The sequence below is a fragment of the Asticcacaulis sp. P4_H10 genome (assembly GCF_056400965.1).
Genome location: NZ_JBFUKH010000001.1, coordinates 309,693 through 324,385, shown reverse-complemented (window position 1 = coordinate 324,385; position 14,693 = coordinate 309,693). Strand labels below are relative to the sequence as shown.

Annotated in this window: 10 protein-coding genes; 5 read left to right on the top strand and 5 right to left on the bottom strand. The window is 61.2% G+C overall.

What is annotated here, in order from left to right:
- Nucleotides 1-3 precede the first annotated feature (3 nt).
- Nucleotides 4-1,149, top strand: a complete 1,146-nt coding sequence (locus tag AC1DON_RS01360; RefSeq protein ID WP_476932935.1) for an FAD-dependent oxidoreductase — start codon at nucleotides 4-6, stop codon at nucleotides 1,147-1,149.
- Here the strand turns inward: AC1DON_RS01360 and AC1DON_RS01355 are convergent.
- The 3 genes from AC1DON_RS01355 to AC1DON_RS01345 all read right to left on the bottom strand — a co-directional run bounded on the left by AC1DON_RS01355 (nucleotide 1,146) and on the right by AC1DON_RS01345 (nucleotide 4,313).
- Nucleotides 1,146-2,063, bottom strand: a complete 918-nt coding sequence (locus AC1DON_RS01355) for a tetratricopeptide repeat protein (RefSeq protein ID WP_476932934.1) — start codon at nucleotides 2,061-2,063, stop codon at nucleotides 1,146-1,148. The genes AC1DON_RS01360 and AC1DON_RS01355 overlap by 4 nt on opposite strands.
- Before the next feature lie 130 nt (nucleotides 2,064-2,193).
- Nucleotides 2,194-3,342: a patatin-like phospholipase family protein gene (locus AC1DON_RS01350; RefSeq protein ID WP_476932933.1), complete on the bottom strand. Its 1,149-nt coding sequence runs from the start codon at nucleotides 3,340-3,342 to the stop codon at nucleotides 2,194-2,196.
- A gap of 56 nt (nucleotides 3,343-3,398) precedes the next feature.
- Nucleotides 3,399-4,313 (bottom strand): SIMPL domain-containing protein, encoded by a 915-nt coding sequence (locus AC1DON_RS01345; RefSeq protein ID WP_476932932.1) that lies wholly within the window; start codon nucleotides 4,311-4,313, stop codon nucleotides 3,399-3,401.
- A gap of 181 nt (nucleotides 4,314-4,494) precedes the next feature.
- Here AC1DON_RS01345 and AC1DON_RS01340 point away from each other — a divergent pair, with 181 nt between their 5' ends.
- Complete coding sequence (locus AC1DON_RS01340; protein ID WP_476932931.1) at nucleotides 4,495-5,358, top strand: tetratricopeptide repeat protein; 864 nt, start codon at nucleotides 4,495-4,497, stop codon at nucleotides 5,356-5,358.
- 128 nt (nucleotides 5,359-5,486) lie between these two features.
- Here the strand turns inward: AC1DON_RS01340 and AC1DON_RS01335 are convergent, their stop codons facing one another.
- Both AC1DON_RS01335 and AC1DON_RS01330 read right to left on the bottom strand, forming a co-directional pair.
- On the bottom strand, nucleotides 5,487-6,746 hold the full coding sequence (locus AC1DON_RS01335) for a methyl-accepting chemotaxis protein (protein WP_476932930.1): 1,260 nt from the start codon (nucleotides 6,744-6,746) through the stop codon (nucleotides 5,487-5,489).
- A gap of 93 nt (nucleotides 6,747-6,839) precedes the next feature.
- Nucleotides 6,840-10,157, bottom strand: coding sequence for a transglutaminase family protein (locus tag AC1DON_RS01330; RefSeq protein WP_476932929.1), 3,318 nt, complete (start codon nucleotides 10,155-10,157; stop codon nucleotides 6,840-6,842).
- A gap of 202 nt (nucleotides 10,158-10,359) precedes the next feature.
- Between AC1DON_RS01330 and AC1DON_RS01325 the strand changes: the two genes are divergently transcribed.
- Genes AC1DON_RS01325 through AC1DON_RS01315 form a run of 3 tightly spaced genes read left to right on the top strand, consistent with a single transcriptional unit; the run spans nucleotide 10,360 to nucleotide 14,684 of the window.
- Nucleotides 10,360-12,276, top strand: coding sequence for a class II glutamine amidotransferase (locus tag AC1DON_RS01325; protein WP_476932928.1), 1,917 nt, complete (start codon nucleotides 10,360-10,362; stop codon nucleotides 12,274-12,276).
- Between the two features lie 30 nt (nucleotides 12,277-12,306).
- Nucleotides 12,307-13,758: a circularly permuted type 2 ATP-grasp protein gene (locus AC1DON_RS01320; RefSeq protein WP_476932927.1), complete on the top strand. Its 1,452-nt coding sequence runs from the start codon at nucleotides 12,307-12,309 to the stop codon at nucleotides 13,756-13,758.
- The gene (locus AC1DON_RS01315; protein ID WP_476932926.1) at nucleotides 13,752-14,684 is read left to right on the top strand and encodes an alpha-E domain-containing protein; all 933 of its coding nucleotides are present in this window, start codon (nucleotides 13,752-13,754) and stop codon (nucleotides 14,682-14,684) included. The genes AC1DON_RS01320 and AC1DON_RS01315 overlap by 7 nt, the downstream gene beginning before the upstream one ends.
- The last annotated feature ends 9 nt before the right edge of the window (nucleotides 14,685-14,693 follow it).

Below are 14,693 nucleotides of genomic sequence, written 5' to 3'. Positions count from 1 at the left end.
GATATGGACAGACGCAGGCTATTGCTGCTGGGAACGGGCGCATTGACGGCGGCCGCACTGCCCGAAATCGGACGCGCACAGGCTCCGGCATCTTCCAACGCTTCCCTGGTACCCATCCGGCTCAGCCCCGATCAGGTCTTCCGCACCACGGTCTGCCTGCGGCCGTTCCGCGCCAGGGGGCCGCGTATCGAAGCCGAAACGATCGGCCGCAAGCTGGTCGTCCACAATTACGGTCACGGCGGGAGCGGCTGGTCGCTGTCCTGGGGCTCGGCCGAAGCGGCTGTCCGGCTGGCCATGCAGTCCAGTCCACGCAAGGTTGCTGTCGTCGGCGCAGGCGCCCTGGGGCTGACGGCAGCGCTGATGGCCCAGCGCGCCGGGGCGGAAGTCACCATCTATACCCGCGAACGTTTTCCGTTCGTGCGCTCGGCCTTCGCCACGGGCAGTTGGACACCGGCGTCACGCGTGGCCATGGCGGCCGATGCCGCGCCCGACTTCGCCGACCGCTGGGAAACCATGGCGCGCTATGCCTGGCGCATGCATCAATCCTATGTCGGCTTGGCCGGCAATCCGGTCGAATGGATGGACCACTACTTCCTGCGTGGCGGACGCGAAGGCCCGCGTCCCGCATATGCCGATGCCGACCCGGGCTTTATCGAGCTCGACGACCGAATCGGCGATATCGTTCCGCATTCCCAGCCGGTGCCGGACGAAGCTCATCCCTTTGCCTTCGATAATGTGCGCCGGACCAGTATCCTGACCTTCAATGTCGCGTCATTGTCGCATCAACTGACCGAGGACTTCCTGAATGCCAGCGGGACCTTCGTGCCGGCAGAGTTCCACAGCCTTTCCGATTTTTCGCGGCTGAAGGAAAAAGTCGTCATCAACTGCACGGGCTATGGCGCCCGCGCCCTGTGCAAGGACGAGAGCATTGTGCCAGTACGTGGCCAGATCGTCTGGCTGGCGCCGCAGGCAGACGCGCATTATGGCTTCTATTATAAAGGCGTGAGCGTGCTGGGACGGCGCGACGGTGTGGTCGTCCAGGACGTAGGCTGGAACGAGATGTTCGGCTGGAACGACGATAACGAGACGATCGATCCGGTCGCCGCGCACGAGTCGATCGCGCGAGTCGCCGGTGTCTATAAGGGTTAAGCGGGCTGTGACAGCTTGTCGGCCAGGTCCGAAGCCTGCTTCATCTGGTCTTCCGTCAGTTCCTTGTCCTGCTCCATGGTGCGCAGCAGGTCACGGGCGTCCGGATCACCGCCATCCGCCGCCAGGAGCGCCCAGGCATAGGCTGCCACCTTGTCAACCGGCTGGCCTTCGCCGCGATAGGCAAAAGCGGCCATGTTGAGTTGCGCCAGGGCCAGTCCCTGACGCGCGGCGGTCTCGATCAGGGCGCGGCCCTTCTTGACGTCCTTCGTCACGCCCTGGCCGTGCACATACATGCGGCCAAGGTTGAAGCGCGCCGGCGGATTGTCCTGGGCAGACGCTTTTTCGTACCAGTAGATGGCCTGGGAAAAGTCCTGAGGGGCGCCCTCGCCCGTTTCATACATATTGCCGACATTGAACTGCGCGACATCGTAGCCGGCTTCGGCGGCCTTCTTGTACCACTCGAACGCCTTGGTCAGGTCCTTCGAGACACCCAGACCGTTATCGAAGGCTGCGCCGATATTGTACATCGCCTCGACGCTGCCGAGGCCGGCGGCTTTCAGACTCCACTCACGCGCCTTGTCGTAGTCCTGCGCGGTGCCCAGGCCCTTGGCATACATTACGCCCAGTTCGGCCATGGCTTCGATATTGCCAGATGCTGCGGCACGGCCATACCATTCGAAGGCCTTTTCAAAGTCCTGTTCGACACCGTTGCCGAGGTAATAATCGTCAGCCAGCCGCAACTGGGCCTTGGCGTCACCGGCTTCGGCCGCGCGACGCAAGGCGGTCATGTCGCTCGCTTCGGCGGCAACGGCCGACTGGTTGATGCGGGCGTCCGTGGCCGACCACACAGGGCTGGCCGTCAGCATCAGCGCCGCCAACGCGGCCGTCAATTTCAGCAGTCTGGCGATGACCATAACAAGAGTCTCCGTGGGCTTTCACGCGCCCGTACATAGGAGCGGCATAAGCCTTTCGCGAGGGCGGCGATACTTTTTGTTGCAGTGCAAACACATTCTGCACGGATCTGTTGCCAAAAAGCGGCAGCTGTTATGCGGAAATCTTGTCCGGACGGATATAATCGTACACGGCAAGCCCCGTTTCCGGGTCGTTCAGTTGCCGCCATGACTCGGCCTGCATGGCGATTTCCGCGTCTGTCCGGCCGTTCTGCCAGTGCATATCCAATGACCGGCACCAGAACTCATAGTCCTTGGACTGGATTTCGCGGCGGTTGGTGCGATTGATCAGATGCACCAGGCTGACGCGGCCGTTAAACGCATCCGACGGATTATCCTTGCCCAGCAGTTCCGCACGCACGTCAGGCGGCACATGGCGGGCCAGGGCGCGCAGTTTGTTGCGCAACCGGTATTTCTCAAGAAAGGCGTCAGTATTCATACGCGTGCGGCTGGAATAGATGATCTCCTTGCGCCGTTCCTCGACCTCGTCGAGCGTCGCGGGGTCTGGTCCCGTGGCGCTGTAGAGATCGACCTGAAACACCAGGGTGTCGCGGGCAATGCCGGAGTCCAGCACATAGCTCAGCGGCGTATTCGAGACGAGACCGCCGTCCCAGTACGGCTCACCATCGATCATCACCGCCGGAAAGCCAGGTGGCAACGCGCCACTGGCCAGGATATGGTCGGGCGTAATCGTCCGTTCGGTATTGTCGAAATAGACGAAATTGCCGGTGCGGACGTGGACAGCGCCAACGCTGAGGCGTGTCTCGCCGCGATTGATGCGGTCGAAATCGACCAGTTCCAGCAGGGTCTGGCGCAGGGGCGCCGTATCGTAGAAGCTTGTCGCCTGGACCTGGCCCGGCGGATTGAACCACGGCGGCAGAAACCACGGCCGGAAAAAGCCCTGGACCCCGGCGGACAGGGCCCAGGCGCCCGACATCTGGCGATAGACATAGTCGGCAATGTCGCTGGCCGTGGTAGCGCTGTCACCCGGCAGGTGAACCCCAACCTTACGCCAAAAGGCTTTCAAGGCTTCAATACGATCTGCGGGCGCGTTGCCAGCGATCAGCGCGCCGTTGATCGCACCGATCGAAATGCCGGAAATCCAGTCCGGCCGGATGCCATGGCCGTGCAGGACTTCATAGGCACCGGCCTGATAGGGGCCGAGCGCGCCACCGCCTTGCAAGACCAGCACGGTCTGGTCGAACGGCAGGTCAAGACGCGGATCTGAGCTTTCGAAAGACATATGACTCTCCGGGCAGCCAGAGAGTCATATTGCGCCGCAACATCAAAATTTCAAGGCTAGTCGACCCCGTAAACGACGCAGGCTGTCGATTCGAGGCGCTGTAAAGGTGGGGTCTGGATGAACGGATTGGCCAATGCCTTGGCTTCGAGATACTCGACCGATCCCGCCATGGCCGCGGGCGCGGGCGGCGGTGGAGGCGGCGCTGAGGCGTAAGCCATGCCACCTTTGTAAGCGACCTCGTTGGCCTGGTCGTTCGCCCATTCGTCCTCAGCGCCACGCGCCAGGATATCGGTGCGGCAGGCGCGGCCGGTAGGGTCGATGACCTTGATGCCGCCCAGCTTGCCTCCAGCGGCGATGGTGCCATCGCTTGCGCGCTTGCGGGCGTCCTTGATGGCCTCGTTATAGAGCCAGGTATTGGTCTCATTGGTCGGCTGCAGGCTGAAGCCGATGCCACCCGCCTGGGTTGGCGACGCCGCCAGAACCAGGGCATAGGCGCGTTCAAGCTGCGCCATGTCGCGGACCTCGATCGAGATGTTTAGCGATACCTCATAGCCGTTGATCTTGTCGCCGCGCTGGTCTTCGATACGGTTGCCGTTCTTGTCGCGATACTGTTCGTAAAGCGTGCGCATCGAAAAGCCGGTGTTGACGCGGACGGCGTCCTTACCCAGCTTGGCCAGCGCCTGTTGCAGCGCCTTGGTTTGCTGGATCGACTTGGCCTGCGCCTTCTCGGCCGAGTCGTCGACGCTCTGGAAGGTGGCGGAGAAACTGGCGCGGTTGGCCGGGATTTCCGTGAAGACGTGGCCCGTCTGGGTGATGACGCCGTCGCGCATCCACCATGGCGCCTTGTCGTACAACGCGTTTGACGCTGTAGGGCTAGCTGCGGGCACGGCCTGCGCGCGAACGGGCTTGGCCATGGCGGTTCCGGATACGCACAGGACGGCGGCGGCCGTAAGCAATGTCAGCTTTGTCATGAGTCCCTCCCTTGTCGGCGCGCACAATGGCGCCTGAGTTAAGCGTGTTGTGTACCCGTGTCCGATTTATGGCAACTGGCATATGGCTCTGGGTGAGCCGTAAAAATGCAATGCAAATTTTGCACAGCGCCTGAAATATTCGCCGCCTTGTGAGTGGTTAGCGGTTTGATAGGCTCTGCCTATGTCCATCGACCTGACTACGCCTTCCGTCATCGGCCCGCTCCTGCTCTTCGGGATGCTGTGTGTTGCGCTGGTCGTCGTGATCGTTCTGATGATCCGCGACCTCACCGAAGATGGCCTGAAATATTCAAAGCCCCTGAACCTCTACCGCCGCACCCGGCGCAGGGCGCGCCAAGGCGACGCCAAGGCGTGCATCGCCTGCGCCGACATGCTGGAAAAAGGCACTGGCGGCGCGCCACACAACTATAATCTGGCCAGCTACTACCTGCATGAGGCCGCCTCGATCCTGGCGACACAGGCCAGGCACGGCGACGGTTATGCGGCGCTGAAAATGGCCGAAATCTGCAATCACGGTTTTACCTTTCCGCACATGTCGAAAATGGGCGACAAGGCCTATCGTGCGGCACTTGCGATCAATGAAGCCAATGCAAGGGATGGCGACATCAACGGCATGGCCTATGCCGGTTATCAGTACCGCTATGGCCTGGGCTGCATCAGCGATTTCGACCGGGCTGCCGAATATCTGGCGCCGGCGGCCGAGCGCGGCCATCCGTGGGCGGCGAAGTGCCTGGCGGAACTGCATCTCAACGGCCTCAAGCCGCGCCCTGACCCGGTGACCGCGGCCAGACTGGTCCGGCAGGCGGCGCTGCATGGGGACAGCGAGGCGACCGAGCGCGTTGGGGACAACTACCTGACCAATACGGGCGAGCTGCGCAGCCGTGAACAGGCCTATTTCTGGTACGCTATGGCGGCACGCAAAGGCCGCAGAGACGCCATGCGCAAGCTGGAAAAGCTGGAGCAGTCGTGGACACCGAAACAGTTGCGCGAGCTACAGGCGCAGATGCAGGACTGGGCGCCTGCTTGAAGCTTACAGGGCGTGGGGTCCGTGACCCACAAGCCTTACTTTTTCAAATAAAAAAGCCCGCCCCTAAGGGCAGGCTTTTTTATTTGAATGAGGAAGTCCTGGGGCCTCAGGCCCCAGACCCCGGACGTTTACGCAGCCTTCCGCAGCCGCTCAATGAACGCCTGAATGCGCGTCTGCAGTCCGTCCGTATGTTCTGACACCTGGCCGATCGACGACTGGACCTTGTTGACCGCGCCGCTCGTCTCGCGCGCCACATCGGCCACCGTCATCAGGCTTTGCGTCACCTGGTCCGTACCTTGCGAAGCCAGCGACACGTTCTGCGAAATGCGCTGAGTCACGCCCGACTGGCGCTCGACCGTGTCGGCGATGACGCCCGAGATTTCGTTGATCTGCTCGATCGTCGAACCGATGGCGCGGATGGCCGATTCGGTTTCCGTCGTCGCCGCCTGGATGTCGGCGATCTGCAGCGAGATTTCTTCGGTCGCCTTGGCCGTCTGGCTGGCCAGCGACTTCACTTCGGAGGCCACGACCGCGAAGCCACGACCGGCATCGCCGGCGCGCGCCGCTTCGATGGTGGCGTTCAGCGCCAGCAGATTGGTCTGCGACGCGATCGACTGGATGAGCTTGATGACGTCGCCGATCCGCTCGGCAGCGCCGACCAGGCGGTTGACGATGACCTGGGTGTTCGAAGCCTGGCCGACGGCATCGCGGGCGATCAGGGTCGAACGGCCGACCTGGGCGCCGATGGCGTCGATCGACGTCGCCAGTTCGTTGGCCGCGTCCGCTACGCCGCTGACGTTGTGCGCCGTCTCGGTGTTGACCGTCACCACGCTTTCTGATTGACGCGACGTTTCGTCGGCCGAATGGATCAGGCTGGTGACCACGCCCCCTAGATTACCGGCGGCCTTGGAAATCGCTTCAACCGCCACGCCGACTTCTGTTTGCAGCGTATTGGCCAGAGCGTCGAACTCCTGCTTGCGATTTTTCTGGCCGCCCTGCTGCTGGTCCTGGAACTGGGCGACTGTATAGGACTTGCCAGCCGACATGACCGTTGTGACGGTAGCCTGGGCCTCAAACGCAGAGCCATCGGCGCGTGCCAGGCTGACCGAACCCGACCACTTGCCGGAGCGGCCAAGGCCGTCATCGACCGCACGCGCGACTTCGAAGCCGCTGCCCCCTTCGGGCTGACGCGCCGCATAAAGGCTGGACAGGGCACGGCTATTATACTGCTCGCGGCGGCCATTCAGCGTCGTGGCGAAGGCGGCGTTGCAATAGATAATACCCTCTGCGCCCGACACGACGACAGGCGAAGCCAGTCCATCCATCGCGGCAAATATGATATCCGCCTGCGAATTGCTGTCCGCGGTCTTACGGCCCATTCCGAACATGTTTCGTCCTTGTCATTGTCGTGGAGAGAATTACCGCGGACAATGGAGGCGACATGGCTAATTAAGCGTAAACATTATTAACAGGCGGCGCGATTAAACCGGCCGCCTCAGGTCAAGCGTATGCGGATAGTCGGGATTGACATACAGCGCCGGGATACGGACCCGGCCGGCCGTGTGGGTCGGCGCTTCGAACCGCGACAGCCGTCGCCCCTCGGCCTCATTGGCATTGAGCGGCAGAGTTTCGTAGTTGCGCCCGCCCGGATGCATGACGTGATAGCGGCAACCGCCCAATGATCTTTCCAGCCGCGTATCCAGCACATCGAAGACAAGCGGCGTATTGATGGGCAGATTGGGATGCAGCGACGACCAAGGCTTCCACGCCTTGTACCGCACGCCGGCGACCTGGACATTGCCGTCGCGCGTCGGCGACAGCGGCAGGCGGTAGCCATTGCAGGTGACGACGTGCTGGGACGTAACCCCGCCCAGCAACCGCACCTCCATGCGCTCGACCGACGAATCAACCCCGCGTGATGTGCCGCCGCCGGACGGCTCCTCGCCCATGACCGGCCAGGGTTCGAGCGCGTTTTTCAGCTCCAGCGTTACGCCGCCGATCTGGACCGTGCCGACCGTCGGGAAGCGGAAATCGAAGAAGGGGATGAACCAGTCGGGGCTGAAGCGATAGCCGTTCTGCGACAGGAATTCGATGACTTCCAGCATGTCTTCGCGGACGAAGTGCCCCAGCATATAGCGGTCGTGCAGCGAAGTGCCCCAGCGCACCAGCGGCGCCTTGTATGGCTTCTTCCAGAAGACGGCGACCAGCGCCCGCAGCAAAAGCGACTGGATCAGGTTCATCTGCGGGTGCGGCGACATCTCGAAGCCGCGCATTTCCAGAAGGCCGAGGCGCCCGCGATCGCTGTCCGGCGAATAGAGCTTGTCGATGCAGAATTCGGCGCGATGCGTATTGCCGCTCAGGTCAACCAGCAGGTTGCGCAGCAGGCGATCGACCAGCCACGGCGCGGATTCTTCGGCGCCGGCGGGCAGAAGTTTCAGCGCCAGTTCCAATTCGTAAAGGGATTCGTGGCGCGCTTCGTCGATGCGTGGCGCCTGCGACGTTGGCCCGATATAGAGGCCTGAGAACAGGTAGGACAGGCTTGGGTGGTTCTGCCAGAAGGCAATCATCGATCCCAGCACGTCCGGCCGGCGCAGGAAGGGCGAATCTTCCGGCTTTGCGGCACCCATGACGATGTGGTTGCCGCCGCCGGTGCCGACGCGCTTGCCGTCGATCATGAACTTGTCGGCGACCAGACGTGACTGGCGGGCCTCGTCATAGACCGTGTTGACGATCGATTTCAGTTCGTCCCAGTCGGCGGCCGGCTGGATATTGACCTCGATGACGCCGGGGTCGGGCGTGACCGACATCGACACGATGCGATGGTCGCGCGGCGGTGAATAGCCCTCGATAATGACCGGGATTTTGAGGTGCGCGGCCGTCGCTTCGATGGCGTGGATCAGGTCGAGATAGTGTTCGACATAGGACAGCGGCGGCAGGAAGAGGAAGAGTTTGCCGTCGCGAACTTCGGCGCAGAGGGCGGACCGCACGAGACCGTTAGGCAAATCAGTGCCGTGGCCTGCCCCTCCCACCGTCTTCGACGGTCCCCCCTCCCCGCTTCGCAGGGAGGGAAAAGTGTGGGCGTACTTTTTGACGGCCTCAGCCGCATCCGCCAGCGCTTCGGTTTCGGCAAAGGGCGAACGGTCCGGCACAAAATGCGCCTCGACCAGCTTAGGATCGACCACCGGCAGGGCACTCAGCTGTAGGCGCAGACCGACCGGCGAATTGCCGGGCACCAGCATCATCTTTTCGGTGCGGAATTTCCATCGGTTCGACAGCCAGCCATTGGTCTTACCCGAGAAGGTCAGCGGCAGGACATAGCCCGTCGCCTCGCCGACATTGTTGTCGAGCTGATCCTGAAGGCGCTTGCGCTCGGTCGCCTCATAGATATCGGCCTTGAGCATTTCGCCTTCGAGCGGAATGCGCTGCTCTTTCCACAAGAGATAAGGAATATCCTCATGCGCAGCGAGAACGTGGTCACCACCAACACCGAGGGCGTCAGCGAGTGTCTTAAGAAACGTGCCAGCGACATCGCGCTTCAGCCCGGACTTCGCCTCGGGATCGGCCAGTAAGGCCGTATCGAGCCACACAGGCGCGCCGTCCTTGCGCCAGTACATGTTCATTGCCCAGCGCGGCAGGATTTCGCCAGGATACCACTTGCCTTGCGCGTGCTGGGCCAGGGCACCATTGGCGAACTTCGCCGACAGGCGCTGGAACAGGTCGTAGCCGAGCTTCTTCTTTTCATCGGACAGCGCCGTAAAGTGCCATTCGTCGCCAATGCGGTCATCCAGCGACACAAAAGTCGGCTCGCCGCCCATGGTCAGGCGGACATCCTGGGCCACGAGAGCCTCATCTACCTTGTGGCCCAGCAGATCGATCCGCTCCCATTCCTTGTCGGTATAGGGCCGGGTGACGCGGCGGCTCTCGTAGATGCGCGTGACCTCCATCTTGTGATCGAAGGTCGTATCGGCGCGTTCGTGGGTGCCGGTGATGGCCGCCGCCGCCGACGGATTGGGCGCGGCGCACAGGGGGATATGCCCCTCGCCCGTGAACATGCCCGAGGTCGGATCAAGCCCGATCCAGCCGGCGCCCGGCAGATAGACCTCATACCAGGCGTGGAGGTCGGTGACGTCTTCAGAAACGCCCGAGGGCCCGTCGAGCGATTCGACATCGGCCTTGAGCTGGATCGAGTAGCCGGAAACGAAGCGCACCGCCAGCCCCTTGTGGCGGAGCACCTGGCAGGCCAGCCAGGCCATGTCGCGGCACGATCCCGTCAGGCGTTGCAGGGTCTGGGTCGCCGTCTGCACCCCCGGCTCGTAGCGCAACGTGTAGCCAATATCACGATTGAGCTTCTGGTTGAAGGCCACGAGAAAATCGACCGTGCCCATCTCTTCGTCCGAAATGGCGCGGACATAGTCCATCACCAGCGGGTCGTCGTCCCTGAGCTCCAGATAGGGCGCTAGTTCGTCCTTCAGTTCCGCCGTGTAGGCGAACGGGAACGTCATCGCCGAATCTTCGAGGAAAAAGTCGAACGGATTGAAGACCTTGATTTCCAAAACCAGGTCGACCTCGACCTTGAAGTGGTTGACCTTTTCCGGGAAAACAACGCGCGCCAGCCAGTTGCCGAACGGGTCTTGCTGCCAGTTGATAAAGTGCGGCTCCGGCGACACCTTCAGCGCGTAGGACTGGACGTGGGCGCGTGTGTGCGGTGCGGGACGCAGGCGGATAACCTGCGGGTTCAGGCTGATCGGACGATCGTAGCGGTAGTCGGTGACGTGATGCAGCGCAGCCAGAATGGTCATGGATTACGAACTTCAACCCCTTCAAACGCTTATAAAAAGCGCAAAAACAAATGCTGTTCTTCAAACTCCATCGTCCGCGGGACTTTTTTTAACGGCTGCCCCTGTTACGGAAATGCAAAAAAAGTGTAACCTTCCTGTAACGGGGACTAGACAACTCCCCGATAAGAAAGTCTAGTTGCATTGCAATAAAGAGGTCGTTTTTGTGAGCGCCATTTCGAGTGACATTTTGGCCTTTTCCTTCGACGGCCTGAGTTCGCCGGCGATCGACCTCAGGTTCCGCAAGGGACCGCAAAAGGGCGAGCATACGCTGGGCTGGGGCCTGGCCTGGTACCCTGCGGACAACAAGGCGGCCATCGTCGCCAAGGATCCGTCGGCGCGCGACACGCAATCTTTGCGCGGCGCCATGGAAGACTGGGACGCCTTCCGCTCCACCGTCTTCTTCTGCAAGGTGCGCGGCGCGGCTTCGGGCTATACCCACCTGGAAACACAGCCTTTTTCGCGCAGCTTCGCCGGCCAGGACTGGCTGTTCATGCACAATGGCGATCTCGACAAGATGGCCATGAAGAAGCTGCACTTCAACAAGTCGATCTTCCTAGAGCCCATGGGCCGGACCGATTCGGAGCTGGCTTTCTGCTTCCTGCTCGGCAAGATCCAGGACTACGGCGCTCGCTCGCTGACCGATGTCGACCACCAGATCCTGTTGTCGTGGTTCCTGCAACTGGACGACATGGGCTCCGCCGACATGGTCATTTCGGACGGCACGACGGTCGCCGTCTTCTATGGCTCGCAGTCCGAAACCCGCCTCTATTACAACCGCATCAGCCCGCCGCATTCGGCCGGTGGATTCGAAGGCGATTCGGCCTCGTTCACCGTCGATAATCCGCGTGACACCTTCCGCACCGCGCTCGTCTTCTCGTCGGCGCCGTTCCGTCAGGGTGACTGGAAGCCGATGCAGAAGGGCCAGTTGATTATCGCTCGCCGCGGCCAGATCGCCTGGACCAACAAGAAGGAAACCGCGAAGCATCCCCAGCCGCAGCAGATCGTCCATGAAAAGGACGGCCACCTGCAGGGCATGGTCGTGCCGCCATCGGTGTCGCGCGGCCTGACCGGCCGGCCGTTTGCCGATCAGCAGGCCCAGGCGCAGCAGCTCTCCATCCTGCAATCCCTGCAGCAGATGAAGAATGTTCAGCACAATATCCTGAACACGCGCTCACTGACCCACACGCCCGATGGCTCGCCCCTCACCTATCGTCTCTACGACGTCATCCACTCGACCGCCTACGAATACGAAAACGAGGTCGAACATTCGACGCACAGCTTCCGCCTGATGCCTGTCGAGGACTCGGGCCAGGAGGTGCTGAACTCGACGCTCAGCCTGTCGTCCGAAGGCGAAAGCATGCGCTTCGAGGACGTGTTCGGCAATCAGACCATCCACTATTCGATCATCAAGCCATACAAGAAGCTGGTGGTATCGTGCCGCTCGCTGGTCAAGATTTTCGGCCAGCCGGTCGACGACATGTCGCAGGACAAGCGCCAGCCCTTCCTGCCACTGACCATGATGCCGTGGCAGCAGACGATGATGGAGCCTTATCTGCGACCACCGGAACTGCCAGAAACGCAGATTCGCGAACTGCTGATCTATGCCATGAGCTTCGCCGAGCGTAATGCGCGCCACTTGATGGACACGCTGAACGACATCAATCTGAGCATTTATCGCGACTTCCGTTATGTGCCGGGCTCAACGACGGTAAAATCGACGCCGTTCGACGTCTACGCCATGCGCGAAGGCGTCTGCCAGGACTTCGCCAACCTGTTCATCTGCCTGGCGCGCCTCCTGGGCATCCCGGCCCGTTACCGCGTCGGCTACATCTTCACCGGCGCCAATTACGAAAACAAGATTCAGTCGGACGCCTCGCATGCCTGGGTGGAGATCTACATCCCCTATCTTGGCTGGCGCGGGTTCGATCCGACCAACGGCTGTCGCGTGACGCAGGACCATGTCCGTGTCGCAGCCGGCCGCAATTACCTCGACGCGACGCCCACGGCGGGGACCATATACAGGGGCGGGGGTAAGGAAACGCTGCGGGTTCAGGTCACAATGAACGAGGTCTTTCTGTAATTTCATACTAACCCGACAAAGGGGCTGCTCTTGGCGCTTGAGAGTTACAAGGTTGATGGATTTTACGACGAATTGTTCCGTAAGGACGGTGTGGCGCACCCTACCGCGCAGCCCCTTATCGAGCAGATCGAGAAGCTCAGTCGCAACGAACTAAAGCGCCGGCAGAAACAGGCCGAGGACATCCTTTACCAGTCGGGCAACACCTTCAACGTCTATGGCGACAAGAAGGGCACCGAGAAGATCCTGCCCTTCGACATCATCCCACGCATGGTGTCGGCAAAGGACTGGGCCAAGCTGGACCGCGGCATCGCCCAGCGCCTCCACGCCATGAACCTGTTCATCCAGGACATCTATAACGACCGGAAAATCGTCAAGGACGGCGTCATTCCGGCCGAAATGATCTTCTCGTCGCAGTGCTATCTCAAACAGTGCGAAGGCCTGTCTCCGCCAAAGGGCGTGTGGACGCACATTTCCGGCACCGACTTCGTCCGCGACGCCGATGGCGAATTCTACGTCCTCGAAGACAATCTGCGCTGTCCGTCAGGTATCTCCTATGTGCTGGAAAACCGCGCGGTGTTGAAACGTATCATGCCCGCCGTCTTCCAGACCATGAAAGTCCGGCCGGTCAGTGACTATGGCGATCACCTGTATCGGACGCTCAAGCACATCGCGCCGCATGGTAAGGATGATCCCAATATCATCGTGCTGACGCCAGGCATCTACAACTCCGCCTATTTTGAGCACGCATACCTGGCCCAGCAGATGGGCGTGCCTTTGGCACAGGGATCTGATCTCGTGGTCGAGGACGACAAGGTCTATATGCGCACGACCGCCGGCCTCCAGCAGGTCGACGTCATCTATCGCCGCATCGACGATGAGTTCATCGACCCGGAAATTTTCCGGCCGGATTCGCTCCTGGGCATTCCTGGCATCATGCGCTGCTATCGCAAGGGCACGGTCGCCCTGGCTAATGCGCCCGGCACCGGCATCGCCGACGACAAGGCGATCTACGCCTATGTCCCCAAGATCGTGAAATATTATCTCGGTGAAGAGGCCATCTCCCAGAATGTCCGCACCTATATCTGCGAGGACGATCAGGACCGCAAGTACGTGCTGGAAAACCTCGACAAGCTGGTGGTCAAGGCCGTCAACCTGTCAGGCGGCTATGGCATGCTGATCGGCCCTAAAAGCACCAAGGCCGAGCAGAAGGAATTCGCCGCCAAGATCAAGGCCAAGCCGCGCGACTATATTGCCCAGCCGACCCTGGCCCTGTCGCGCTGCCCGACCCTGATCGGCAACGGCATCGAAGGCCGCCACGTCGATTTCCGCCCCTACTCGCTTTATGGCGAAGAGATATTCACCCTGCCCGGCGGCCTGACGCGCGTCGCCTTGAAGAAGGGCTCGCTGGTGGTCAACTCCTCCCAGGGCGGCGGTTCGAAGGATACCTGGGTCATCGGTGAAGATGGAGGTGCAGCATGCTGAGCCGTGTTGCCAACTCGATCTACTGGATGTCGCGCTATCTCGAACGCGCCGACAATGTCGCCCGCTTCATTGACGTGAACTTCCATCTGATGCTCGACATGAGCCTCAGCAAGGATGAGACGCAGTGGTATCCGGTCATCGCCACCTCCGGCGACGACGAGGATTTCAACAAGCGCTACCAGGTCGCCGACGAACGCACGGTCGTCAAATTCCTGACCTTTGACGAAAAGAACCCGAACTCGATCCTGCAATGCATCTACCGGGCGCGTGAAAACGCCCGCACGGTGCGCGAGATCATCCCGGTCGAGATGTGGGAAAAGATCAACGAGCTGTACCACCTGACCCAGGCGCACAGCCGAAAGCGGTCCCTGGCCGATCTCTACGACTATTATCGCGAAGTCCGACTGTCCGGGCACCTGTTCACCGGCCTGATGTACAACACGATGAGCCGCTATTCCGGCTGGCAGTTCGCCCATATGGGCCAGATGCTGGAACGCGCCGACAAGACCGCCCGGCTGCTGGACGTCAAATACTTCATCCTGCTGCCGCACGGCGAAGTCATCGACAGTGCTCTCGACACCGTCCAGTGGGGCGCCGTGCTGAAGTCGGTCAATGCGCTGGAAATGTACCGCCAGCAGTACCACAGCATCAATTACCGCGACGTCACGGCCTTTTTGCTGCTCAGCAAGGCATTCCCGCGTTCGGTCGTCCACTGCCTCGATCGGGTGGCTAGCGCGCTGAGCAGCCTGGACGGCCACGGCCAGTCGAACAAGGCTGAAAGCGAGATGGCGATACTGGTGCAGAAGATTCACGGCGCCGACGCCGCCCACATTATCGCCAGCGGTCTGCACGAGTTCATCGACGTATTTCAGTACAATCTGAACCTGGTTGACGAGGCGCTCTACGAGACCTACTTCAAGGTGTAACGGAGCTGC